Raw genomic sequence first — 25,144 nt, 5'->3', positions numbered from 1 at the left:
GCAATTCTAGCAGCCTCACCCTGATCCGACTGCCGCGAACCAACCTCATTCTTTGCCGTAACGAACAAGAAAGTGTGATCTTGACCCCACTCAAACGATGGTTTGGTTTAGGTAATCGACGCGAGGCCGGCAAACGGCTAGGATGCGCGAACCCAAGCGGCCACAGAGCTGTAGGGCCCGAAAGTGTTCGTGCTTAACGGTAGCGCTTGATGCTGATATCAAATCATCCGATGCAACTACCGCCCAGCTGAACCGACACTTTCGCACTCGAGCCTTAAAGACTAAGGTCTAAGGGCTGAAATATCTATGTAGTGCTTTATTGCACAGCGCCGTAAAGAGCGACTTCAGAGCATCATCCAACGAGGAGAAATAAGAAATGCTCAAGACCCCAATCGCCCGGGGCGTGGCACTCGCCACTCTGGGAGCAACACTGGCAATCCCGTCCATGGCTCAGGCTGCCTTTATCGAAGATACCAAGGCTAACCTGGAACTACGTAACTTCTACTACAACTCCGACAACCGCACCAACGCCTCTACTGCACAGTCGAAGTCGGAAGAATGGGCGCAAGGGTTCATTCTGCGCGTTGAGTCTGGCTTCACTGAAGGCACGGTTGGATTTGGTGTTGATGCGCTAGGCTTGTTGGGCGTCAAGCTGGATTCGAGTGGCGATCGCGTAGGCACCGGCCTTCTCCCAGGCGATTTCCCCACTGGCAGTGAAGCACCGGACGACTATTCCTCTCTTCACGCCACCGCGAAGATGAAGGTCTCCAAGACAATTTTGAAGGTCGGCGCGATAGAGCCTAAGAACATGGCTATCGCCCGTAGCGACTCTCGTCTTCTGCCGCAAACCTTCCAGGGCGCACAGCTGGTTTCGAAGGAAGTCGATGGGCTTACCCTGGACGTGGGGTACCTGACCGAGCAGAACAACCGCAACTCCTCTAATTACGAAGACATCGCCTACGCAGGCAAAGGCGGTGCTGACGGCGAGCCAGATGATTTCATTTTCGCTGGCGCGACCTACTCGCTGATGGAGAACCTCACAGGTGCGTATTACTACAGCAACCTGGAGGAAGTGTATAAGCAGCATTCGTTCAACTTGGTTCATGTATTGCCGCTCGGTGAAGACCAGTCCCTGAAGACTGACCTCCGCTACGCGCGTTCGACTGATGATGGCTCCTCTACTGTTGACAACAAGGCTTTCGGAGCCATGGTCACGTATTCTGTAAGCGGCCACAGCTTTGGACTCGGCTATCAGAAAATGAGCGGCGATACCGGCTTCGCCTACGCTGGGACCAGCACCGATCCATTCCTGGTCAACTATGTAATGCTTAGCGCGGACTTTGCCAACGCTGACGAAAAGTCCTGGCAAGCGCGTTATGATTACAACTTCGCCGCCATGGGTATTCCTGGCCTAACCTTCATGACTCGCTATGTCACTGGCGACGACTTTGGCGTTGGCGGAAATGGCAAGGAGTGGGAGCGTAATACCGACATCGGCTACGTTTTCCAGGAAGGCACCCTGAAGAACCTCGGCGTGAAATGGCGTAACGGTACCTATCGCAGCAGCAATAACGGCGATAAGGATATCGACCAGAACCGTCTGATCGTCAGCTACACCATCCCGCTGATGTAATAGCGGCTACCGCATGCAAATGCAGTAGATAGAAAACCCGCTTCGGCGGGTTTTCTTTTTTCTGACACTCCACACTACTGCGAAGCCAATCTGAAACTGGCACGCCGGCCTTAACTCGTTCACAACGCGAATTGACTAACCGAAACGGGAACCTTGCGCCAACCCCATGCTCGAAAACTCTAGGCACCGGGACCTGTCGTCCCTGCGCGATTAAAGAGGAGCTGCAGATGTCTACCGAATCGACTTTCGGCACCAATGACAACACCCCGATTCCCGACGCAACCACGGGAACGTCCTCACCCCTGTTCGACAAATCCGCACACCGCCGCAACCTTCAGGCCGCTCAGGCTGCGCTCATCGAAGAGTTTCATACGTTGATCGGCGATACGGAGCGTCTGCTGAAACATACGCAGGACACCGCAGGCACCCAGACCGAAGAGTTGCGCGGCAAGATCAACGCGAACCTGACGCGCGCTCGGCAGATGCTCAAGGAGCAGGAAGGCTCGCTGCGTGAGCAAGGCCAGGCGGCTATTCAGTGCACCGAGGAATATGTCCACACCCATCCCTGGCAGTCGCTGGGCATCGCGGCTGGGGTCGGCTTTCTCTTCGGCCTGATCACCCGCCGCTGATGTGGGGGACCGATCCAATGGAAACCAAATATTCCGATGAGGCCCCTGCCCCTTCCATCAAAAAGATGGGCAGCGCGCTTGCCGGCCTCATTCAGGGGCATCTAGAGCTTGTCGGAATAGAGCTGCAGGAAGAACGGGTACGGGTCTTCAAACTGTTTCTGCTGGCCAGCATCAGCCTGATACTAGGCTTGCTGATCCTGGTAGGGCTTTCGGCGGCGATCGTGATCGCTTTCTGGGATAGCAACCCTATCGCGGCGATTCTTGTTCTCTGTGCGGCATACGCGGTTGTACTAGCGGTATGTGTCAGCCGTGCAATCCGCCTCGCCAAGGCGAGCGCTTCGCCCTTCCAGGCGACGGTCGAAGAATTAGCCCGCAATCGGGAGCGTCTACTGCCATGAGCCTGCCTCTTAGTAATGCCAGCGATCTGACCATGCGCAAGGATTTGATTCGGTTGCGCATGGAAATGAACCGGCAACAAATCCTATACCACTCACAGCCCTTGGCTCATCCCTTCCAGCGAATCAAGGGGATGGTGGCGAATAGAGGTACCGGATCCGATCAGCACACAAAAGCACCACTGATGGTTGCCGCAACCTTGGCCATGACGCTCTTCGGACGTCGTTTGGGGAAAGTTGGCAAACTCGCGCGGCTGGGTCTCCTTCTGTATCCGGTGGTTCGCAAGCTGCGGCATTAGTGGTGTGACAGCGCCTAGCGGTTAGGAAATACGGTAGGCTGCTGCCTGGCGTGAACACTCCCCGGCAGGATGCGCTCTCGCTGACGGAATGGCGCCGCTTGGCCTATCGGTCCCCACTGACGGCATCACAAGGAGTTGCTCTTTGGACTGGAACACCCTGCTCAATCGTGAACGGCTCGGGAAATCCGTCCACAGCAATGAAGAACTTGGTCGAAGTCCATTCCACAAGGATCACGACAGGATCATCTTCTCCGGCGCGTTCCGCAGGCTTGGTCGCAAGACCCAGGTGCATCCGGTCTCAAGTAACGATCACATCCACACCCGCCTAACCCATTCGCTAGAGGTTAGCTGCGTTGGGCGCTCACTCGGCATGCGCGTGGGTGAGGTGCTGCGGGAAGACCTGCCGGAATGGTGCAGCCCGGCCGATCTCGGCATGGTCATTCAGTCGGCGTGTCTCGCGCATGACATTGGTAACCCGCCGTTCGGTCATTCTGGCGAAGATGCCATTCGCCACTGGTTCCAGCAGGCCGCCGGGCGTGGCTGGCTCGATGACATGAGCGACGCCGAGCGAGCCGACTTTCTCAACTTCGAGGGCAACGCCCAAGGCTTCAGGGTGCTTACACAACTCGAATACCATCAGTTCGACGGTGGCACCCGGCTGACCTACGCAACGCTCGGCACCTACCTTAAGTATCCCTGGACATCGCGCCATGCCGAGGCGCTCGGCTACAAGAAACATAAATTCGGCTGCTATCAGAGCGAGCTGCCCCTGCTCGAGCAGATTGCGTCGAAACTCGGCCTACCGAAGCTGGACGAGCAACGGTGGGCGCGCCATCCATTGGTCTATCTGATGGAAGCGGCAGATGACATCTGCTACGGCCTTATCGATCTAGAAGACGGGCTCGAAATGGACCTGCTCGACTATCCCGAGGTCGAGGCGCTGCTGCTGGATCTGGTGGGCGAGGATTTGCCGGAAACCTACCGGCAGCTCGGTCCTGGCGACTCGCGTAGACGCAAGCTGGCGATTCTCAGAGGCAAGGCCATCGAACACCTTACCAACGCAGCGGCACACGCCTTTGTCGAACAGCAACAGGCACTACTGGCAGGCCAACTCACCGGGGATCTGGTCGAGCATATGCACGGCCCCGCCAAGCGCTGCGTGGTGCAGGCCAAAGCCCTGGCGCGGCAGAAAATCTTTCAGGACAAACGTAAGACGCTGCATGAAATCGGCGCCTATACGACGCTCGAGATACTGCTCAACGCCTTCTGTGGCGCGGCGCTGGAGCAACACGGCGGGCGCACCCCGTCATTCAAGAATCGCCGCATTTTGGATCTGCTTGGCAGCAACGCTCCAGACCCCGACTGGCCGCTGTATCAATCCTTCGTGCGGATGATCGACTTTATCGCCGGTATGACCGACAGCTACGCGACCGAGATGGCCAGCGAAATGACTGGACGCTCGAGCCCGACGTGAGCCAGATGAAAAAACCGTTGTGGAAGATCGTCGGATGGCAGCCTGGCCGCCCCGCCTGGGGTGCGGCGGCCGTGGCGGGCCTGGGCTGCGCATTGCCGCTTCTGCTCGGCCTGTTCAGCGGCCATCCGGGTTTTCTCTGGGCCACTGTCGGGGCCTTCCAGGCAGCCAAGGCGAATCCGCTGCACCGTCTCGGAATGTTGCGAATGCTGTTGCTGATAGCCCTTGGCGCCGGCAGCGCCGGTCTCGGGTTCTGGTCGGCGACTCATCCATTGATCAGCCTTGGCCTGTTCGCCTTTTACGGTCTGTTGTTGGCATGGTTGCAACGTTACGGCAGCGAAGCCGGCAAGCTCGGGATCGGCTTGGCCATCTGTCTCTGCCTCGGCCAGGGCCAGTACGGCATCGGGGATTTCAACAACCCCCAGGCGATTGCCACTCTGTTCGCGCTGGGTGGTCTCTGGGTCACTCTGCTCGCCTTCGGCTTACGCGGGATGCATGGCTTACGTATGTGGCCGTACATGCCGCGCCTGCTCAGTTTGATGAAAGTGCTGCGCCGCCGAGCGCGGCGCACACCGATTCGTCAGTGGCGGCTGCATGCGCTCACCTACATGATCGCAGCTGCCGCAGGCGGTCTGATCGTCAACATTGCCGATCTTCCACGAGGCTATTGGCTGACGCTGGCGGTTTTCACCACGCTGCAGATGGATCTACAACGCAGCCTCACTCGGGCTCTGCAGGCCGGGGTCGGGATTCTTTGTGCAGCGGCGGTGTTGATCTACATGGGCCACAGCCTGGCCGATCCGCCGATGATGGTCATGATCATGCTGCCGCTGGTCATGCTCAGCCGGGCGTTCCAGGCACATCACTATGGGCTTTTCGTCTTGCAGACGACCCTAAGTTTCCTGTTACTGGCCGAAACCCTGGCGCAAGACTGGGAATTGCCACAACTGCGCCTGATCAACGCTGTGATTGGCGTGGGCGTAGCATTAGCCGTTACGTTGCTGGTGTATATGCTGCGTAGGCTGTTTGCCCGGATTGCATTGCGCAAACGCGGGCAAACAGCCACAACCGATCAGGACAAGAACGACTCGATCATGCCTTAGCGTTGATCTCGTTTTCCGGGTACCAGACGTCCATCAGCGGGCTTACGTTGAATTCAGACAACTCGTTGCGCCCTTTGAGCCACGCCTCGACCTGACCGCGCTGCTCTTCGTTGACCGAGCCACGGCTGGCCAGGCAAACGAAACCGTAATCCTCACCACCGATATAGCCCAGACCGTTGGTTTCGATGGCCTCGGTCAGAAAGGCTTCGAGGAAATCGTCCACCGCCTTGGCATCAAGACCCTCACCGTAGGTCAGAGTCACTTCAAAACCCAGTTCCTGGAATTCGTCGACACAGAGTTTCTTGCGCAAACGACGCGAGCGATTGGTAGCCATTGAATCGGTCCTTTTTCTAACGAGATGACGGCGCGCACTCTAACAGCAACGCCGCGCTTGTGCGATTGCATCAGGCCGCACTGCTCATCGTCTTTTTGCAGACTCTCGACATCGCCGTCTACGCTTGTCGGATGAGAAGTACGTCACTTCTCGGTCATGGGCATAATGGCCCGCCATTTTCCCTGAACGTAGTAGGGAACCTCCATGTCATTGATTCTCGCAAGAACTGCCCCAGCCAATCGGGGCAGCGCAATCGGAAGATTTCTAGGCCGTGTCGCCGCCGCCGCACTGACGCTACCGCTGGCATTCTCGGTTTACGCCGAAGCCATCAACCAGACCCTGCCCTCACGCGTCGCGCAGGCACTCAAGGCAAACAAGATCGAGAGCAGCGCGCTGTCCGTCGTCATGCTGCCGCTCAACACCAACGCGACCCCGACGTTCGTGAATGCCGACGTATCGGTAAACCCCGCCTCGACCATGAAACTGGTCACGACCTATGCCGCGCTGGAGCTGCTGGGGCCCAATCATCAATGGAAAACGGAATTCTACGCCGACGGCCCGATTGAGAACGGCACGCTCAATGGCAATCTGTATCTCAAGGGTGGCGGCGATCCCAAGCTCAACATGGAGAAACTCTGGCTTTTGCTACGAGACCTACGCGTCAACGGCGTGCAGACCGTGACCGGGAATTTGGTATTGGATCGCAGCCACTTCGTTCAGCCAGCCCTTCCGATTTTCGATGACGATGGCAATGACAAGAACAAGCCCTTCCTGGTCGCACCGGACTCGCTGCTGGTCAACCTCAAGGCGCTTCGCTTCATCGCCCGTAACGATGCCGGCAACGTGAACGTCGTCGTCGAGCCACCGATCGCCTCGGTTCGTATCGACAATCGCATTCAGGCGTTGCCGAAGGCCAAGTGTCCAGGCTGGCCTGATATTCGTTACAACCCGATCGAAGATGCCGAAGGCGTTACGGTCGTCGTCACCGGCAAGCTTCCGGCCGGCTGCAGCGGCCAGACCTATCTGGCGCTACTCGATCATCAACGCTACGCCGCAGGCGCCGTGCGTGCGATCTGGAAGGAACTCGGTGGCAGCATCCTCGGTGAGGATCGCGTCGCCCCGGTACCCAACGACGCGCGGATGATCGCTCGTGCTTACTCGCCGGATCTGGTCGAAATAATCCGCGACATCAACAAATACAGTAACAACACTATGGCGCGGCAGTTGTTTCTAAGCCTGGGTGCAGAATTTCGCAACGAAACGGACGCGGATGATTCCATGGCTGCGCAGCGGGTGATCCGTCAGTGGCTGGCGAAGAAGGGACTGATTTCACCGCATCTGGTCATCGAGAACGGCTCAGGCCTATCGCGTGCCGAACGCGTTAGCGCACGGGAACTGGCGAGCTTGCTCCAGGCTGCATGGCAGAGCCCCTACGCTGCAGAATTCATTTCCTCGATGCCACTCGCCGCGATTGACGGCACCATGCGCAAGCGCCTGCGCAACACTGGCGTCGCCGGCAAAGCACATATCAAGACCGGCACGTTGAACAACGTACGAGCAATCGCCGGTTATAGCCGCGACAACGATGGCAACACCTGGGCAGTCGTCGCGATTCTCAACCACCCCCGGCCCTGGGGCGCGTCTTCGGTGTTGGATCAGCTACTGGTCAGTCTGTACAACCGCCCAGGAAACGAAAGCACCGCGCAACGTTAACCCGGCGTGCCGGCGGTTGGCGCCGCCGGCACGGGTTCGCCTGAAACGGCGAGCCGATCATCTTCTGCGAAAGCTTCAGCGCGCCTGGAGCTTCCAGGCACGGTGAATCTTGCTGTTGCGACGGAAATCCTCGTCCAGCGTGGCACTGGTGATCTCTTCAACGGCGTAGCGCTCGGCGATACCCGGGTCGAGCACGAACTTGCGGAAGTTGTTGGAGAAATACAGCGTACCGCCTGCTGCCAACCGCGCCATGGCCAAGTCGAGCAAAGCGATATGGTCGCGCTGGACGTCAAAAACGCCTTCCATACGCTTGGAGTTCGAGAAGGTCGGCGGGTCGATGAAGATCAGGTCGTACTCGCCACGATCCTCTTCCAGCCAGGCCATCACATCGCCCTGCTCCAGACGCTGCCGATCGGACAGGCCGTTCAGCGCAAGGTTGCGCCGTGCCCAGTCCAGATAGGTTTTCGACAGATCGACACTGGTCGTGCTGCGCGCACCGCCCTTGGCCGCGTGCACGGTGGCAGTCGCCGTATAGCAATAAAGATTCAGGAAGCGCTTACCGGCCGCTTCCCGAGCGATGCGCAGGCGCATCGGGCGATGATCCAGAAACAGCCCGGTATCGAGATAATCGGTGAGATTCACCAGCAGCTTGACGTCGCCTTCCCTGACCTCCAGAAACTCGCCCTGACTGGCCTGACGCTCATACTGACGCGTCCCGCTCTGACGCTCGCGTCGCTTGACCACCACGCGCTCGCGAGAAACGCCCAGTGCCTGCGGGATCGCACTCAGTGCATCGTATAGGCGCGCCTGGGCTTTCTCCGGATCGATCGAGCGCGGCGGCGCATATTCCTGCACATGCACCCAGTCACCGTACAGATCGATGGCCAGGGCGTATTCGGGCATGTCGGCGTCATATAGCCGATAGCACTGGATGCCCTCCTTACGTGCCCACTTGCCAAGCTGGCGCAGATTTTTCTGCAAGCGGTTGGCGAACATCTGGCCACCCTCGCTGAGGCGCGCCAGTTCCATGGCGGGCTCCTGCTCAGGCTTGTTTTCAGTGGACGCTTTGCGCTGACCAGTGACGAACTGATCCAGCTCGACCTTGATCAGCAATAGCTTGCACGGCAACGCACCGTTCCAGAACGCGTATTGCTTGTGGCTGCGAATGCCCATGCGCTTGCCGAGATCGGGCGCCGAGGTCAGGACCGCAGCCTCCCAACCGAGGCAGGCCTGTCGCAGCCGCTCGCCGAGGTTCTGGTAGAGATAGACAAGGCTCGCCTCATCACCCAGACGCTCGCCGTAGGGCGGATTGGAGATCACCAGGCCTTTCTGATTCTGGTCTGGACGAGGCTCGAATGTGGCTACATCCCCTTGATATACACGAATCCAGCTCGCTAGCCCCGCTCGCTCGATATTGTTCTTGGCCGGCTGTATCAGCCGCGGGTCCGCTTCATAGCCGCGTATCCACAACGGCTGCCGGGCCATACCCGCCTCTGCCCGCGCCTGCGCTTCTGCATGCAGGCGGCTCCAGATGGCCGGAACGTGGCCGAGCCAGGCGCTGAACCCCCAGCGCTCACGACGTAGGTTCGGCGCAATGTCCGCCGCCATCATGGCGCCTTCGATAAGGAAGGTGCCGACGCCGCACATGGGGTCCGTCAAGGCTCCGCCGGCTGCGGCGATGCGCGGCCAGCCAGCACGAATCAGTACCGCAGCCGCCAAGTTCTCTTTTAGCGGCGCGGCGCCCTGCTGCAGGCGATAACCACGTTGGTGAAGGCTGTGCCCGGAAAGATCCAGCGAAAGAACCGCCTGACCACGATCCAGGCGCAAATGGATACGCAAGTCAGGATTCAGCTTATCGACGTTCGGGCGCTCGCCAGTGGCCGTGCGAAGGCGGTCGACAATCGCATCCTTGACCTTCAATGCGCCGAAGTGAGTGTTGTCGATCCCCGATCCGTGACCGCTGAACTCGACCGCCAGGCTGCCGCTCGCTTCGAGGTGCTCCGACCAATCGATCCGATGAACGCCGTCATACAGTGTTTCGGCGTTTTCTGTGGCGAAACGATCGATCACCAACAACACCCGGTTGGCCAGGCGCGACCAGAGACACAACCGATACGCCACATCCATGCCGGCGAACCCGCGGATCGCAGCGGTCTGCTCGCGCGCCTCTTCAAGTCCGAGCTCGGTGGCTTCTTCAAGCAGCAGGCCTTCCAGCCCTTTCGGGCATGTGAGGATGAGTTCGTGACGATCGGTCATGGCATGGTCCAGAGAATATGTGCGACCGGTTGGGGATTCCCGCTCCGGATCTCGTTCGATAGGTGGCGCAGTCAATATGACTTACTGTGAATCAGACGCAATGGGGCGCCGGAAAGCTGCGTCTTGCCTGCCTTATGGGCAGCGCTACTGTTTGGTTACCTGCTTATGACAAAACGATCATTCCCGCCTCGGAGTCATTAGGTTAGAACTCGACTCAGCCCGGTATCGCAACGATGTCCGGCAGAGGTCCGCCACGCCGGCAGCGGACTTCGCTGGCAGTCTATCTGCCGACCTCGCCATGAGGTCAACAGGAACACCAGTCAACCACTGAGGGCAATACCCAATGAGAAGACTCAAGCGTGATCCGATGGAACGAGCATTTCTACGCGGTTATCAGCATGGCATACACGGTAAATCTCGCGACCTCTGTCCTTTTTCCCATCCCGAAGTACGCCAAGCCTGGATTAACGGCTGGCGGGAGGGTCGCGGCGACAACTGGGATGGTCTGACCGGCGCCGCCGGTCTTCATCGACTGAACGAACTCCACGCGGTCGGCTGACACGATCGCCGACCTCAACTGGCACGCCCCACCCGGGCGGCGGGCTTGAAGCCCGGGGCTCCCTAAGGGAGCCCCACCGGGCAACCAATCAGCGATTCACTTCCTTCCTTGATTGCAGTGCAGCGATGGCATCCACCGCCTCGCGTATCAATGCCGGCCCCTTGTAAATAAAGCCCGAATACAGCTGAACGAGGCTCGCTCCGGCTTCGATCTTTTCCGCCGCGTGCCGGCCTTCCGTGATCCCGCCGACCGCAATGATTGGCAGACGACCAGCCAGGGTTTCAGCCAACACCTTGACGGTATGGGTGCTTTTCTCTCGCACCGGAGCCCCGGAAAGCCCACCGGCTTCGTCGGCATGGGCAAGCCCCGCGACGCCTTCGCGGCTCAGCGTGGTGTTGGTCGCGATGATTGCGTCCATCCCGGCCTGAAACACCGCTTCGGCCACTAGCACGGTTTCCTCGTCGGTCATGTCCGGCGCGATTTTGATAGCCAGCGGTACGCGCTTGCCATGCAATATTTCCAGATCTTCACGGCGCTGGCGAAGCGCGTCGAGCAGTTGCTTGAGCGAATCACCGAACTGCAGGCTGCGCAGTCCCGGCGTATTGGGGGAACTGACGTTGACGGTGACATAGCTTGCCTGGTGATAAACCTTGTCCAGGCACAGCAGGTAGTCGTCCTGGGCACGCTCGACCGGCGTATCGAAATTCTTGCCGATGTTGATACCCAAAATGCCTTTGAATCGCGCAGCATCGACCCTGTCCAGCAGCGCATCGACCCCATGGTTGTTGAACCCCATGCGATTGATGATGGCTTCGGCCTCAGGCAGGCGGAAGATACGCGGCTTCGGGTTGCCCGGCTGCGGCCTCGGCGTCACGGTACCCACTTCGACGAAACCGAATCCCAGCTGGGACATTCCGCAGATCGCTTCGCCATTTTTATCCAGTCCGGCTGCCAGCCCCACCGGATTGGGAAAATCCAGGCCCATCACGCGCACCGGTAACGCCGCCGGCGTCTTGTTCAGCAGCGCATTGAGCCCCAGACGACCGCCGGCACCGATAAGATCGAGCGATAGCTCATGGGACGTCTCGGGAGTGAACTTGAACAGCAGCTGGCGAGCCAGGTTATACATACGCAGCCTAGATCCTGGAAAGTGTGGCGCGGGAGTATAGCAGGCAGGAGGTCTTCTCAGCTGGGCGAAACGCAGTTCGACCGCACCGCTCGCCCTTATTCGAGCAAGAGTTAATCGAGGCGGCGCAAGCGAATCAGCTGGCCCTCCGGAGCGAATTCCATCTCGAATGAACCAAACACGCCCGCACTTGTCAGAAAAGGTCGCAGATGATGGGCCGGCAAGCTGACATTTCTTCCTTCCCGGCTCTTGATTAGGATGCGATTGGCGCGGCCCTGATAGACAGCCAACAGTTTTTCGGCAGGCAGCGCGATATCCAGCACGAGGCTTGGCATGGAGGCTCCTCATTGATCAGCTCAGCGATTTTGCCATACTGGCGCCCTGCGGAAGATACATCTCCGGTATCCGAATATCTCATCTTCGAGCAAAAGCTCGGCAAACACGGTGCACGGTCTCGTCCGCTCTGCCACACTTCGACCGTTGCCCCATGCGTTCATCCACAATGATGAGCTTGCCCGAGCCGATGCCACTCGTGACTTCCCGAATCGCCAGATTTGCCCAGCGCCTTGGGCTGACCGGCAAATCGCCGCGCCAGATTCTTGAGCACGCCAGCCAGATCCGATTGCCGTTCGCCCCTCTCTGCGAACCGGCACCGAGCATCTTCTGGAACGACGGACCGTGCCTGCAGCGATTCGTCGACCTCCCTAGAAGCGCTTTATCCGGCCCGGTACAGGAAGACAAGGCGAGAGCTCGCACGGCACTGATGCGGCTCGTGCGTCAGGAGCAGAGCAGCCATCGGGCAATCGACCTGCGACAGATCGACGGGCTCGGTGGCCAAAGCGCCGACGGAATGGCCTATCCAACGTTCGAAGCCCTGGCTACCACACCAGCCTGCCGTCAACTCCGCGTGATCAGTTATAAGGATTTCGTGCGGACCATTACCACCGCCCTGCCCGATTTTCTAACTCGGGCTCCGATTGAGCTTCGTCAGGCCAGTTGGCTGGGCGAGCGCATCTACTGGTCGGGTGAATACCATGCCGAAGCCTTCGCCTGTGCCATCGCCTATGCGCGACTGCGTGGTCTGGAGGTGAGCCTGCCCTGCGAGCTGACCGACTACCGGCTCGACGCGGGCGGACTGCATACGCTGGATAATGAATACCACGCCATCACCATGCCAGCGCAGGCCTGGAACGATCGTGAATTCATGGGGCTGCTGCTGGAAGCGAAGATCCCGTACGCCCGCTTGACGCTTTTGCGAAACGCCAACAACACTGAATTGCTCCTGCTGGACAAGCGACAGCCGGCCGCCAATGCCCTTGGCGAAGGGCTGAAACTGGCCGGAGCGCCGGACATGGTGCGTTATCTACACACGCTGCCTCAGATAACCCGTTTTCGGCTGGGCAACTAACCCGCACAAGGGAACTGGACGCCGTTCCTGTCGCGGGAGCAGCGATACGAGACGAACCCAACGCGTGACCACAGCTCGATCACACAAAAACGCCGGTGCAAATGCACCGGCGTTTCAGTAAGCGCAACCAACTGCAGAGCAGTCCGGCAGCCAGCCGTTACCTACTGCTGCGTGCTGTTCAGCGCCAAGTCCTGCAACTCGCGACCAGCGACGGCGTACATTGCGTAGTCGACACTGCTGGCGCCCTGCAACTCGACCAGCATCCGCCGCCAGCGCTGGACCTGATACTCACGCTGCGCCAGCCAGAGCTGAACCCGCTCATCCAGATCTTCCGGTGCGTCACTCATCTGCAGCACCGACACCGTGATCGCACGCTGCTGAGCATCGAGATCATCGCGGAAGCTCTCCCGCGCCAGCGCCTGCCAGTTGTTCTCGACCGGAAGCGCGGTGATCTGCTGCAGATACCAGGGCAACTCCAGCGCGCCGCCGACGGCAAAATAGGCCGCGGCGACGTCAGTCGGTGGTTGGCCGGTCTTGTCGGCGGCTTCGAGGATTGGCAACAAGGTGTACAGGTGGTTGGTGCCAGCCACCATCCGCGCCAGCAACTCGGGGACGCCTGCCTCGGTGTAACGCTCGTAACGGCCCTGCCACAACTCACGCGTACCGCCTTGCAGCAGCGCGTCGAGCTTAAGGCCTAGCGCCGCCACACGCGGTCCGAAATGAGCGATGTCACGTGCCGCGTCCAGTTCGTTGCGACGGTTGCGCAGGAACCAGCGAGTCGCACGGCGGCCCAGTCGCATGAGCTCATTCATCAGATTGAGCTGCAGCTCGGCCGGCACCTTGTAATCCAGCGCTTCGATCTGGCGGAACCAGTGCGGCAGATGGAAGATGTCCCGCACGATCACGTAGGCGCCAGCGACGTTCGCGGCGCTCAGGCCGGTGGCCTCTCTGAGGCGCTGCACGAAGGTGATGCCCATATTGTTGATCAGGTCGTTGGCGATCTGCGTGCTGACGATCTCGCGCTTGAGGCGATGCTGCAGCATCGGCTGACGATAACGCTCGCTCAGCAGCTGCGGGAATGCGCTCTCCATCTCCCGCGCCAGATAGGCATCGTCCGGCACGCGTGACTGCAGCAGCGCCTCTTTCAGATCGATCTTGCTGTACGAAATGAGCACCGACAGCTCGGCGCGCGTCAGCCCCTGGCCCTGGCTTGCGCGCTCAGCCAACGCCTCGTCGCTCGGTAGGAATTCCAGCGCACGATCCAGCAATCCATCGGCTTCAAGGCCGCTGATCAACCGCTTGTACTCACCGCCGCCTTCACGGGCACGGTGCTGCGCTTGCGACAGCGCCTGGGTCTGCTTGTAGTTGTCATGCAACACCAGTTCGGCCACCGCATCGGTCATCTCGAACAGCAACTGATCACGCTGCTTGCCAGTCATGTCGCCGGCGCTGACGATCTCGTTGAGCAGGATCTTGATGTTGACCTCATGGTCGGAGCAGTTGACCCCACCGGCGTTATCGATGAAGTCGGTGTTCGAGGCACCACCGTGCAGGCCGTATTCGACCCGCCCCAGTTGCGTGACGCCCAGGTTGCCGCCCTCTCCGATCACTTTGGCCCGCACTTCGTTACCGTTGACGCGCAGCACGTCGTTGGCCTTGTCGCCTACATCGGCGTGGCTCTCCATGCTGCTCTTGATGTAGGTACCGATACCGCCGTTCCAGAGCAGATCGACCGGCGCCTTGAGCAATGCATGAATCAGTTCGGCAGGTGTGAGCTGATCCGCGGCGATGTCGAAACGCGCTTTCATCTGCGGGGTGATCGCGATGCGCTTGGCTGACCGCGAAAAAACGCCGCCGCCCGCCGAAATCAGCGAGACATCGTAATCGGCCCAGGACGAACGCGGCAGATCGAACAGACGCTTGCGCTCGATGAAGCTGCGCGCGGCATCCGGATCGGGGTCGATGAAGATGTGCAGGTGGTTGAACGCCGCGACCATCTGCAGGGTTTCGGACATCAGCAAGCCGTTGCCGAAAACATCACCGGCCATATCGCCGATGCCGATCACGCTGACCGGATCGCGCTGAACGTCGATGCCACGTTCGCGGAAATGCCGCTGCACCGAGACCCAGGCCCCTCTGGCAGTGATACCCATCTTCTTGTGGTCGTAACCCGCCGAGCCACCGGAGGCGAAGGCATCGCCGAGCCAGAAGTCGTACTCGGCGGCAATTCCATTGGCGATATCGGAAAAGGTCGCGGTGCCCTTGTCGGCCGCCACTACCAGATAGGGATCGTCTTCGTCATAACGCAACACGTTGGCCGGCGGGACGACGTTGCCGTCCTTGAGGTTGTCGGTTATGTCCAGCAAGCCACTGATGAAAATCCGATAGCAGGCGATCCCTTCGGCCAACACCTCGTCGCGCGAGCCGCTTGTCGGCAGCCGGCGCGGAACGAAGCCGCCCTTGGCACCGCCCGGCACGATGATCGCGTTCTTTACCTGCTGCGCCTTCACCAGCCCCAACACCTCGGTGCGGTAATCCTCTTCACGATCCGACCAGCGCAGCCCACCACGCGCCACCTTGCCACCTCGCAGATGAACGCCTTCGACCCGGGGCGAATAGACGAATATCTCGAATTTCGGTGCCGGTCGCGGCATCTCCGGAATCGAGCGGGGATCGAGCTTGAAGCTGAAATAGCTTTTCAATTTCCCGCTGGCATCGGTCTGGTAGAAGTTGGTCCGCAGCGTCGCCTTGATCAGCGCCAGGTAGCGCCGCAGGATGCGGTCTTCGTTCAGTACCGCGACATCATCCAGAGCAGTGACGATGGCCTGCTCCAAGCGTGCCTGCTTGTCGGCCAGATCTTCTTCGCCGAGCTTGCGCGCCAGGTAGAAACGCATCTTGAATAGGCGTACCAGTTCGCGGGCGATGTCGGTGTGGTTGAGCAGTGCGCTGGCGATGTATCCCAGATCGAAGCCCATGCGGATCTGCTTGAGATAGCGTCCATAGGCGCGCAGCAGCGCCACTTCACGCCAGGTCAGGCCGGCGGTCAGCACCAGTCGGTTGAAGGCATCGTTTTCCGCTTGGCCGTTGTGTATGGCAATGAAGGCATCCTGTAGCGGCTCGTTGATCTCCATCAGGTCGATTTCCAGACCTTCGGCGTAGGTAAAGGCGAAATCGTGAATCCAGTATTCGCGCCCATTTTTGTGCCGCAGATGGAAGGGAAACTCGCCGAGCACCCGCAGGCCGAGATTTTCCAGGATGGGCAGCATGTCCGACAAAGGCAGAGGCGTGTCGAGGTGGTACAGCTTGCAGTGCAGGCGATTCTCGGCGGCGGTGATCGGCTGGTAGAAGCTCATTACCAGCGGCCGTTCTTCGCTCAGGCTCAGCACATGCTGCATGTCCACCGCAGCCGAATGCGGCGCAAAGCGTTCGCGGTAGCCAGCCGGAAAACCCTTGGCAAAATCGGCAAGGATGCCGGTGCCCTGCCCCTCGCCGAAGCGCTCGATCACTACGCTGGAATAATCGTCCTGCCAGGTGCGGCAGGCCTGCACGATTTCCCGTTCCAGTTGCGCCGCGTCGAACTGCACTTGCTTGCCCGGATCCACACGCAGCAGGAATTGCACGCGAATCAGCACGGATTCGGAGAAGTAAGTGGAGAATTCGCAGCCGCTAGCTTCCAGCCGATCCATCAGCACCTGTTGAATGCGCAATCGCGTTTCGGTCGAATAACTGTCACGCGGAACATAGACCAGGCAGTAGAAGAAGCGGCGGTAAGGGTCGGTGCGCAGGAACAACCGCAGTTTGTTCCGCTCCTGGATCTGCACGATGGCGATCGCGGTGTCGAACAACTGATCCAGGGTCATCTGGAACAGCTCATCGCGCGGCAGCACTTCGAGTACCTGGATCAGCTCCTTGGCCAGATGCGCCGAGTCGTCGAAGTGAGAGCGCTCGACCACCTGCGCGACCTTGCTGCGGATATAGGGAATCCGCCGCACGCTCTGGGTGTAGACCGACGAGGTGAAGAGCCCGAGGAAACGACATTCCTTGACCACCCGCCCCTGTTCGTCGAGCTCGCGGATGGAAACGAAATCGGGATAGGCCGGGCGATGCACCCGGCTCGGCGTCGCTGCCTTGGCGAACGACAGCAGCAGCGGCTCGCGTAGATAGGCCAGGGCCGGCGACATGATCAGCTGATCGCTTTCCTCCAACCCGGTGCGCAGCGTGCGTGACAAGCCCAGCAGTGACGACTCGTCATACACGATGCGCCCGCCGTCACCCTGATCCACCACGGTGAATTCTTCATAACCGAGGAAGGTGAAGTGGTCATCGGCGAGCCAGCGCATGAAATCCATGATCTCCGTCAGCTGCCCGTCGCCGGCCTGCTGCGGCAATGCGCTCAGCCGGGCGCAATGCTCCTCGGCCTTGGCCTTCATGGGCGGGAAGTCGTTCACGGCAATACGCACGTCGGCGAGCACGGCATGCAGCGACTGCTCCAGTTCGCGCAAGGCAGCGGCACTGGCGCAGCGGTCTATCTCGACGAAAATCAACGACTCGGCCTTGCTGTCCTCGGCGGAGCGCCCTTTAGGCAGCAGCTCGATCAGGCTGCCATCGGCGTTCCGGCGAACCTGTAGCACGCTGTTCTGTAGTGTATGAATCGCATAACCGCGGCGGGTCAGCTCCATCCGTACCGAGTCCACCAGGAACGGCATATCCGGATGCAGCACCTCGACCACACTATGGGTCGACTGCCAACCGTGCTTCTCGTAGTCAGGATTGAAGACATGCACCTCCGGACTGGCCGGATCAAAACGCTCCAACAGACGCCAACTGGCAAGTGTCGAACCGACGAGATCGGTCATGCGTCGCTGGGTGAGTTCGGGCAGGGCGACAATTCCGAAGAACTGCTCGGCGAAAAGTCCCACTTGTGGCAGGAGTCTCTCGTCGACATGCTGCGCCAGGGCCACTTGCAGTTGTTGCTGAAAGTCGGCTTTGCTGGCAGCGGTAAAGAACGCCATTGGTTTGCTCCATTCTGGCTTGAGATTCTGTTAGGGCAGTCGCGGCACCAGACTGGCAGCGCAACGTTCAAGTTCAACGGTAGTTCAGCAGACAAGGATTGCATCAATATGAGCCTGCCCGGCCCGGCGAGCCATAGGCGCTGCCAAGCTGTTTCCAATGCGTTGGTACCTCCTGAGGCGACGAAGTTGCCGAGCCGCGCATAGCTCGCTCCCCGGCAAATGAATTAAAGTCGCGACGTCGAGCGCCCCGCCCCGACATTCCCAGCAGAAGAGCTCAGCGATGGTCCACCGTGAAGCAATAGTCGCCTTGCGACAGTTCCTTTCAACCCAGATCCTCGGCCAGGAACGGCTGATCGAGCGGCTGCTGATCGCTTTGCTGGCCGACGGGCATTTGCTCGTCGAAGGCGCTCCGGGCTTGGCCAAGACCCGCGCTATCAAGGAGCTGGCCGGTGGCCTGGAGGCCGAATTCCATCGTATTCAGTTCACCCCGGACCTGCTTCCGGCCGACATCACCGGCACGGAAATCTACCGCCCGGAAACCGGTAGCTTCGTGTTCCAACAGGGCCCGATCTTTCACAACCTGGTACTGGCCGACGAAATCAATCGCGCCCCGGCAAAGGTCCAGTCGGCGCTGCTCGAAGCCATGGCCGAGCGACAGGTCAGCGTCGGTCGCAGCACCTACGATCTATCGCCGCTGTTTCTGGTAATGGCCACGCAGAACCCCATCGAGCAGGAGGGCACCTACCCACTGCCGGAAGCGCAGCTCGACCGCTTTCTGATGCACGTTAAGTTGGGCTTTCCCGATGCCTCGGTGGAGCGGCGCATCCTTCAGCAGGCCCGTGGCGAGGCCATCAATGGCGAAACTCCTCCGGAACACCGCGTCTCGCAGCAAGCCATCTTCGCTGCGCGCAAGGAAATACTCGGCCTGTACATGGCCGATGCGGTGGAGGAATACCTGGTGCAATTGGTGATGGCGACCCGCACGCCGGCCAAGTTCGATGCCGAGCTGGCCGGCTGGATCGCTTATGGCGCCAGCCCGCGCGGTTCGATCTCGCTGGACCGCTGCGCCCGCGCCCACGCTTGGCTGGCGGGCCGCGATTTCGTCAGCCCGGAAGACATCCAGGCCATGCTGTTCGATGTGCTGCGCCATCGTCTGATTCTCTCGTTCGAAGCGGAAGCCGCCGGCATCGATCAGGATCGAGTGCTGCAACGCATCCTCGACGTGGTCGCGGTGGCCTGATGCAACCCTCGCCATCGCCTGGCAGCGACGCGACGCCCTCGCCTGAAGCGGGCATTCGCCTGAGCCTGGCCGAGCTGATCGACATGCGTCACCGCGTCAGGGAAGTCCCGCTGTTCTCCAGCCCGCACCGTCGCAGTCCGCTGGTCGGTCTGCATCACTCCAAGCTCCGCGGGCGCGGCGTGGATTTCGACCAGGTGCGCATCTATCAGGCGGGCGACGACGTGCGCACCATCGACTGGCGGGTAACAGCGCGCACTCAGGAGCCCCATACCAAACTGTTCCACGAGGAGCGCGAACGGCCCATTTACATCCTTGTGGAACAGAGCCCCCGCTTGTTCTTCGGCAGCGGTCTGGCCTTCAAATCGGTGCTGGCCGCTCGGGCTGCCAGCCTGGTCGGCTGGGCCGCGCTGAGTCACAACGATCGCGTCGGCGGCCTGGTCTTTGGCTGCGGAGAGCAACACGAGATCAAACCCCGGCGCAGCAAGCAGAGCCTGTTGCAGCTGCTCGATCGTCTATCCCGCGCCAATGCCGAGTTGCATGCAGATCAACGCTGCGATGCCGATGCCTTCGGCATGGCATTGAGGCGCGCCCGCGAGGTGCTGCGCCCCGGCAGTCTGGCGGTGATCGTCTGCGACGAGCGCACCCTGAGCGATGCCGCCGAACAGCAGCTGACCCTACTCGCCCGCCACGTCGACCTGTTGCTGATTCCGGTGTTCGATCCGCTCGACCACGCCCTGCCCGCTGCCGGCCTGCTGCGCTTCGCCCAGTCCGGCGCACGGCTGGAGCTGGACAGCCACGATGCCGCCATACGTCAGGCCTACCGCAGCCAGGGCGAGGCCCGCACCGCTAGGTGGCGCCGTCTGGCAGATCGCCTGCGACTGCCGTTGATGCCGCTCGACACCCAGCGCGAGCTAATCGAGCAGCTGCGTGAACACCTCAGCGTGCAGCATCCCGGGGCGCCCCGATGAGCTCGCTCGATCAACTCGAACCCCTTATGGCTCCTGCTCCGATAAGCGCCTGGCCACCCGCGCCCGGCTGGTGGTTTCTCGCTGCGTTGCTGCTCAGCCTCGTTCTGCTCGTACGTTTACGTCCCTGGCAGCGTTGGAAGCGAGAGGACACGACCGAAGCCGAGTCGCCGCTCGAACCTCAACGACAGATCGCCCTCGACGAACTCGCACAGCTGAACAAACCCTACGGCGGCCAGCCGGCCAACCTGTGGCTGCAGCAGCTTAATGCACTGCTCAAGCGCCTCTGTCGAACCCGTTATCCGGACGCCCATCCGCATACGCTCAGCGGGCGTGCCTGGCTGGCGTTTCTCGACAATCGCTGCCCGGCGGCTGGACTGACGCGCTGGATGGTGCTGGTCGAAGGCGTCTATCGCGCCGAATGCCGGCTGGACGACAAAGCCATCCAAGGGTTGGAGCAGGCCGTGCAGATCTGGATTCGCAAACATGTTTGATCTGGCATGGCCGTGGGTCTTTCTGCTGCTGCCGCTGCCCTGGATGCTGCGCTGGCTGTTGCCGGCCGCCGACAGTGGCGATGCGGCCTTGAAGGTCAGCTTTCTCGACGACCTGGAAACACTGGCCGGTCGCCGCGCCATGGTCACGCTGCCGGCGTGGCGCCAGCAACTTCCGTATCTGCTGGTCTGGTTGCTGCTGCTGTTCGCCGCTGCCAGGCCGCAATGGCTCGGCGAGCCGCTACCACTGCCCACCAGTGGCCGCGACCTGCTACTAGCGGTGGATGTTTCCGGATCGATGGACTACCCCGACATGCAATGGCAGGGCGAGGAAATCAGCCGGCTTGAACTGGTCAAGCACTTGCTCGGTGACTTCATCATCGAGCGGCGCGGAGACCGCGTCGGCCTGATCCTGTTCGGTAGCCAGGCCTATTTGCAGGCTCCGCTGACCTTCGATCGGCAAACCGTGCGCGCCTGGCTCGACGAGGCCGCCATCGGCATCGCTGGCGGTAACACCGCCATCGGCGATGCCATAGGTCTGGCGGTCAAACGGCTGCGTGAGCGCCCAGCAGACAGCCGCGTGCTGGTACTGGTCACCGACGGCGCCAACAACGGTGGCGAGATCGAGCCGCTACTGGCCGCTCGCCTGGCTGCGACGCAAGGCATCAAGGTGCATACCATCGGCATCGGCGCCGACGCGGAAAGCGGCGGCGTGCTCCAGCGTTTCGGCTTCAATGTCGGCGCCGAACTGGACGAGCCGACGCTACGGGCAATCGCTGAACAAACCGGTGGCGAATACTTCCGGGCGCGTTCGAGCAGCGAATTGGTCGCCGTCGGCGCGGCACTCGATCAGCTCGAACCCGCCGCGCAACAACCGACCCAGGCGCGAGTCGCCGATGCGCTCTATGTCTGGCCATTGTCCGCCGCCTTGCTGATCAGCCTGCTGCTGGTTGCAAACAGCCTCTGGCACTCATCGCTGCAACGCCTGTTCTGGCGTGGAGAGCGGCCATGATAGAGTTTTTGCCGCAGCTGCTTCGACCCTTCTGGTTACTGATTCTGCCGTTGCCAATCTGGCTGCTGTGGCGGCTCTGGCATCGCCAGCGGCAGATCGGCCGCTGGCAGCGCCTGTTGCCCGAAGCATTTCACGCCGCCTTGCTGACACGCGGCAGGTTGCGCAACAGCCGACGCCCCTGGCTGGTGCTCGGCGCGGCCTGGCTGCTTGCCTGTCTGGCGCTGCTCGGACCGAGTTGGCAACAAGCCGAGCAGCCGAGCCTGTCACGCGCCGATCCGCTGGTGGTACTGCTCGACACCACGCCCGCCATGCTCGCCGCCGACGTCCGGCCCACCCGCCTGGGACAGGCCAAACACGAGATCCTCGATCTGTTGCAGGCCCGCCCGGATGCACAGACCGCAGTGGTGGCGTTCGCCGGCAGTGCTCACACGCTGGTGCCGCTGACCAACGATATCGCCACGACCCAGAACCTGCTGGACGCCCTCCAGCCCGAGCTGATGCCGGAGTCGGGTCACCGGGCGGATCTGGCCGTTGCCCATGGCATCGGCTTGCTCGCTCAGGGTGGCCATGAACGTGGCCGGTTGTTGCTGATCGGTAGCCAGCTGGACGAACGGGAGCGCTCCGCGATCGCCACGCTGCTGGAGGACAGTTCCGTGCAGCTGCTGACACTGGGCATCGGCACCGAGCAAGGCGCGCCGATCGCCCGCGAAGACGGCAGCTTTTTGAAGGATGACAACGGCGCCATTCTGATTCCAAGGCTCGACGACAGTGGTTTGCGCCGCTTCGCCAGCGAAATCGGCGGGCGCTATCAGCAGGCGCGGCTCGATGAAAGCGACTTGCATGCGCTGGGATTACTGGCACGCACCGGCGAGATCGTGACCCGAGACGACACCACTCGCCTCAGCGCCTGGCTGGATCAAGGGCATTGGCTGCTGCTGCCGTTGCTGTTGCTGGCCGCCTGTGCCGGCCGTCGCGGCTGGTTGTTCTGTTTGCCGCTGATCGTCTTCATGCCGCAACCGTCCAGCGCATCGGGCATGCAAGATCTGTGGTCGCGCCCGGATCAGCAAGGCATACGCCTGCTCGAATCCGAACGTCCCGCCGAAGCCGCAGAGCGCTTCGAAAACCCGCAATGGCGAGGCTACGCTCTTTACCAGGCCGGCGATTTTGCCGGTGCCGCCGAGCAATTCGGTAAGGGTGATACCGCCGCGGACCATTACAACCGGGGTAACGCACTGGCGCGCAACGACGAGCTGGAAGCGGCGATCGAAGCCTACGATCAGGCATTGGCGCTCGACCCGGCGCTGGAACACGCCCAACGTAACAAGGCCACCGTCGAAGAAATCCTGCGCCAGCGCCAGCAACAGACACAGCAGGAGCAAGCCCCCGACGACCAGACTGCCCAGGATGCGTCGCCCGATGCCGAGCAAAAGCCTTCGACCAGCGGTTCGGCGGCCAGTCGACCCGAAGCCACCGAGCCGGTCGACGCGGATGAAGCCAGCGATAACGGCGAAAACGCCACACCCGCCGCGGCGCCAGATCCGATCGAACAGGGCGAAACGGAGGAATCACTTGCCCACTCCCAGCTGGGCTCACTCGATCCCGAGCAGGATCAGGCGATGGATCAATGGCTGCGCAAGATTCCCGACAACCCCGGCGAGTTGCTACGCCGCAAATTCCTTTACGAACAACGCAAGCGCCAGGAAACGATTAGATGACGCGGCTGATGACACTGGTGTTTCTGCTCATGCTCGGCTGCCAGGCGAGCGCCTCTGCGCTGGTCGCGCGGGTCGATCGCACCCAGCTGAGCCTGGATGAAACCGTCGAGTTGACGCTCGAAACCGGGGATATCACGGCGTTCGGCAGACCGAACCTGCAGCCGCTCGATGGCCTGTTCAAGGTGTTCGACAGCCGCCAGGTCAACCAGCTGTCCGGTGCGAACGGCGAGGCGCGTACCACCACACGATGGTTGATCACGCTTCAGCCGCTACAGACCGGCTACGTGGTGATTCCGCCATTGCAGCTGGGCGACTGGCGCAGCGAACCCATCACGCTGCATGTCAGCGAGCCTGGGAACGAAGGCAGCGACACGCTGGCGCCGATATTCATCGACTCCAGCCTCGATCAGGACAGCGTTTACGTTCAGGCGCAGGTGGTGCTGACCCTGCGCATCTACCATTCCGTGTCGCTCTACGATGACAGCACGCTCTCACCCTTGCAGATGAGCGATGCGCTGGTCGAGCGACTCGGCGAACCGCGCACTTACGAAAAGGACATCAATGGAATACGTCACGGCGTCATCGAGATCCGCTATGCGCTGTTCCCGCAGAAAAGCGGCACGTTGAGCATTCCCGCGCAGCTGTTCAGTGCGACCACCGTGGCGTCTAACGGTGCCTTTTACGGTTCTCGCTTCGGGAAATCCACCCAGGTCAAATCCCCCGAGATTCCGCTGGAGGTCAAAGCCAAGCCGGTCGAATATCCCGCCGATGCGCCCTGGCTTCCGGCGACCGATCTGACCCTGGTCGAAGCCTGGAGCCCGCAACCGCAGGACGCCCAGCTGGGCGAGGCCCTGACGCGCAGCCTGATGCTGAAAGCCGAAGGTCTGTCCAGCACTCAGCTGCCACCGCTCGAATCGCCGCCGGTGGCTGGATTGCGGCGTTATCCCGACCAGCCAAGCCTGAACGACGAGGTCACCGACAAAGGCGTCAGTGGCAGCCGTGAGCAGCGTGAGGCGCTCGTTGCGACAGGCGCCGGAGAGTATGTACTGCCCAGCGTGGAGCTGGTCTGGTGGAACACCGTCGAAGATCGCCTGGAGCGCAGCACCTTGCCCGAGCGAATGCTTCAGGTGGCGGAAAATTCCGAGTTTCAACAAGCACCGATTACGCATCCAGACACGCCGCAGGCGCAGACCGAAACACGGCTATGGCCGTGGCAGCTGAGCAGCGCGGTACTTGCACTGACCACCCTGCTCGGCTTCGGCCTGTGGCTGCGGGCACGCAGCCAGCCGGCGGTCATCCGCACGGTGCAGAGTGGTCCGACACCGCGCAGCCTGCTCGACGACCTCAAGCGCGCCTGTCTGGCCAACGACACCCAAGCGACCCGCCACGCGCTCGACGCCTGGGCACGCCAGCAACCCGAAACGCTGGCGGACATGGCCGCACGCTTCGTCCCGCTGTCCGATGCTCTGGATGGCTTGAACGGCGCGCTCTACAGCGAGACCGGTCAGCGCTGGCAGGGCGAGGCGCTATGGCAGGCCATCCAGAACCTGCCGACTGCTCAACCAGCCGTCACCGAGGCGGAAGCCGGCGCCTTGCCGCCCTTGTATCCGCGCTAAAAGCTCAAAAGCGCAGCGGTTGATGTATGGCCCGCCGCCTCAACCGCGAGCGGGCAGCTCTTCTCTTCCCTTTGGCATGTGGCTTGCTTCGTCAGGGACATGATCTCTCAGCGCATCAGCCGCCTCCCGACGACGATCCGCTCGTCTAGCATGTCAAAGGTCCCGTT

General features: G+C 61.1%; 20 protein-coding genes. 15 read left to right on the top strand and 5 right to left on the bottom strand.

Annotation, left to right across the window (positions count from 1 at the left end; translation table 11 throughout):
* Nucleotides 1-376 precede the first annotated feature (376 nt).
* The 6 genes from NA647_RS06750 to NA647_RS06725 all read left to right on the top strand — a co-directional run bounded on the left by NA647_RS06750 (nucleotide 377) and on the right by NA647_RS06725 (nucleotide 5,530).
* Complete coding sequence (locus tag NA647_RS06750) at nucleotides 377-1,633, top strand: OprD family porin (RefSeq protein ID WP_256056975.1); 1,257 nt, start codon at nucleotides 377-379, stop codon at nucleotides 1,631-1,633.
* Nucleotides 1,634-1,860: 227 nt separating this feature from the next.
* Nucleotides 1,861-2,262: a DUF883 family protein gene (locus NA647_RS06745; protein WP_256056974.1), complete on the top strand. Its 402-nt coding sequence runs from the start codon at nucleotides 1,861-1,863 to the stop codon at nucleotides 2,260-2,262.
* Between the two features lie 17 nt (nucleotides 2,263-2,279).
* Nucleotides 2,280-2,660: a phage holin family protein gene (locus NA647_RS06740; RefSeq protein ID WP_256056973.1), complete on the top strand. Its 381-nt coding sequence runs from the start codon at nucleotides 2,280-2,282 to the stop codon at nucleotides 2,658-2,660.
* Nucleotides 2,657-2,956, top strand: a complete 300-nt coding sequence (locus tag NA647_RS06735) for a hypothetical protein (RefSeq protein ID WP_256056972.1) — start codon at nucleotides 2,657-2,659, stop codon at nucleotides 2,954-2,956. Before NA647_RS06740 ends, NA647_RS06735 begins: the two co-directional genes overlap by 4 nt.
* Before the next feature lie 142 nt (nucleotides 2,957-3,098).
* Nucleotides 3,099-4,430 (top strand): deoxyguanosinetriphosphate triphosphohydrolase, encoded by a 1,332-nt coding sequence (locus NA647_RS06730; RefSeq protein WP_256056971.1) that lies wholly within the window; start codon nucleotides 3,099-3,101, stop codon nucleotides 4,428-4,430.
* A gap of 5 nt (nucleotides 4,431-4,435) precedes the next feature.
* Entirely contained in the window at nucleotides 4,436-5,530 is a 1,095-nt protein-coding gene (locus tag NA647_RS06725; RefSeq protein WP_256056970.1) for an FUSC family protein, read from the top strand.
* Here NA647_RS06725 and NA647_RS06720 read toward each other — a convergent pair.
* Nucleotides 5,520-5,864 carry a YggL family protein gene (locus tag NA647_RS06720; protein ID WP_256056969.1) on the bottom strand — a complete coding sequence of 115 codons (345 nt, stop codon included), beginning with the start codon at nucleotides 5,862-5,864 and terminating at the stop codon, nucleotides 5,520-5,522. The two genes, NA647_RS06725 and NA647_RS06720, sit on opposite strands and share 11 nt — an antisense overlap.
* 204 nt (nucleotides 5,865-6,068) lie before the next feature.
* Between NA647_RS06720 and dacB the strand changes: the two genes are divergently transcribed.
* Nucleotides 6,069-7,577, top strand: coding sequence for a D-alanyl-D-alanine carboxypeptidase/D-alanyl-D-alanine endopeptidase (dacB, locus tag NA647_RS06715; protein WP_256056968.1), 1,509 nt, complete (start codon nucleotides 6,069-6,071; stop codon nucleotides 7,575-7,577).
* A gap of 75 nt (nucleotides 7,578-7,652) precedes the next feature.
* On the opposite strand, the gene rlmKL is transcribed toward dacB, so the two are convergent.
* The gene (gene rlmKL / locus NA647_RS06710) at nucleotides 7,653-9,833 is read right to left on the bottom strand and encodes a bifunctional 23S rRNA (guanine(2069)-N(7))-methyltransferase RlmK/23S rRNA (guanine(2445)-N(2))-methyltransferase RlmL (RefSeq protein ID WP_256056967.1); all 2,181 of its coding nucleotides are present in this window, start codon (nucleotides 9,831-9,833) and stop codon (nucleotides 7,653-7,655) included.
* 343 nt (nucleotides 9,834-10,176) lie between these two features.
* On the opposite strand from rlmKL, the gene rmf reads away from it, so the two are divergent.
* Entirely contained in the window at nucleotides 10,177-10,392 is a 216-nt protein-coding gene (rmf, locus tag NA647_RS06705; protein ID WP_021207445.1) for a ribosome modulation factor, read from the top strand.
* An 88-nt stretch (nucleotides 10,393-10,480) separates the two neighbouring features.
* Here rmf and NA647_RS06700 read toward each other — a convergent pair whose 3' ends face one another.
* Nucleotides 10,481-11,521, bottom strand: a complete 1,041-nt coding sequence (locus NA647_RS06700; RefSeq protein ID WP_256056966.1) for a quinone-dependent dihydroorotate dehydrogenase — start codon at nucleotides 11,519-11,521, stop codon at nucleotides 10,481-10,483.
* Nucleotides 11,522-11,631: 110 nt separating this feature from the next.
* On the bottom strand, nucleotides 11,632-11,853 hold the full coding sequence (locus tag NA647_RS06695; protein WP_131648488.1) for a DUF2835 domain-containing protein: 222 nt from the start codon (nucleotides 11,851-11,853) through the stop codon (nucleotides 11,632-11,634).
* Between the two features lie 167 nt (nucleotides 11,854-12,020).
* On the opposite strand from NA647_RS06695, the gene NA647_RS06690 reads away from it, so the two are divergent.
* Nucleotides 12,021-12,926 (top strand): DUF6685 family protein, encoded by a 906-nt coding sequence (locus NA647_RS06690; protein WP_256057076.1) that lies wholly within the window; start codon nucleotides 12,021-12,023, stop codon nucleotides 12,924-12,926.
* A gap of 161 nt (nucleotides 12,927-13,087) precedes the next feature.
* On the opposite strand, the gene NA647_RS06685 is transcribed toward NA647_RS06690, so the two are convergent.
* Nucleotides 13,088-17,938 (bottom strand): NAD-glutamate dehydrogenase, encoded by a 4,851-nt coding sequence (locus tag NA647_RS06685; protein WP_256056965.1) that lies wholly within the window; start codon nucleotides 17,936-17,938, stop codon nucleotides 13,088-13,090.
* A 280-nt stretch (nucleotides 17,939-18,218) separates the two neighbouring features.
* Between NA647_RS06685 and NA647_RS06680 the strand changes: the two genes are divergently transcribed.
* The 6 genes from NA647_RS06680 to NA647_RS06655 are packed head-to-tail and all read left to right on the top strand — an operon-like array spanning nucleotide 18,219 to nucleotide 24,977.
* A complete protein-coding gene (locus tag NA647_RS06680; RefSeq protein ID WP_131648486.1) occupies nucleotides 18,219-19,178 on the top strand; it encodes an AAA family ATPase in 960 nt (319 codons plus the stop codon).
* The gene (locus tag NA647_RS06675) at nucleotides 19,178-20,146 is read left to right on the top strand and encodes a DUF58 domain-containing protein (protein ID WP_256056964.1); all 969 of its coding nucleotides are present in this window, start codon (nucleotides 19,178-19,180) and stop codon (nucleotides 20,144-20,146) included. Before NA647_RS06680 ends, NA647_RS06675 begins: the two co-directional genes overlap by 1 nt.
* Nucleotides 20,143-20,637, top strand: a complete 495-nt coding sequence (locus NA647_RS06670; RefSeq protein WP_256056963.1) for a DUF4381 domain-containing protein — start codon at nucleotides 20,143-20,145, stop codon at nucleotides 20,635-20,637. The genes NA647_RS06675 and NA647_RS06670 overlap by 4 nt, the downstream gene beginning before the upstream one ends.
* Nucleotides 20,630-21,646: a vWA domain-containing protein gene (locus NA647_RS06665; protein WP_256056962.1), complete on the top strand. Its 1,017-nt coding sequence runs from the start codon at nucleotides 20,630-20,632 to the stop codon at nucleotides 21,644-21,646. The genes NA647_RS06670 and NA647_RS06665 overlap by 8 nt, the downstream gene beginning before the upstream one ends.
* A complete protein-coding gene (locus NA647_RS06660) occupies nucleotides 21,643-23,361 on the top strand; it encodes a vWA domain-containing protein (protein ID WP_256056961.1) in 1,719 nt (572 codons plus the stop codon). The genes NA647_RS06665 and NA647_RS06660 overlap by 4 nt, the downstream gene beginning before the upstream one ends.
* Nucleotides 23,358-24,977, top strand: a complete 1,620-nt coding sequence (locus NA647_RS06655; protein WP_256056960.1) for a BatD family protein — start codon at nucleotides 23,358-23,360, stop codon at nucleotides 24,975-24,977. The genes NA647_RS06660 and NA647_RS06655 overlap by 4 nt, the downstream gene beginning before the upstream one ends.
* Nucleotides 24,978-25,144: the final 167 nt, after the last annotated feature.

Origin of the sequence: Stutzerimonas stutzeri, from assembly GCF_024448985.1 — a bacterium.
In the GTDB taxonomy this organism is placed as follows: Bacteria; Pseudomonadota; Gammaproteobacteria; order Pseudomonadales; family Pseudomonadaceae; genus Stutzerimonas; species Stutzerimonas stutzeri_AP.
The sequence above is the reverse complement of the archived record's forward strand: the minus strand, read 5'-3'. Positions and strand labels throughout refer to the sequence as shown.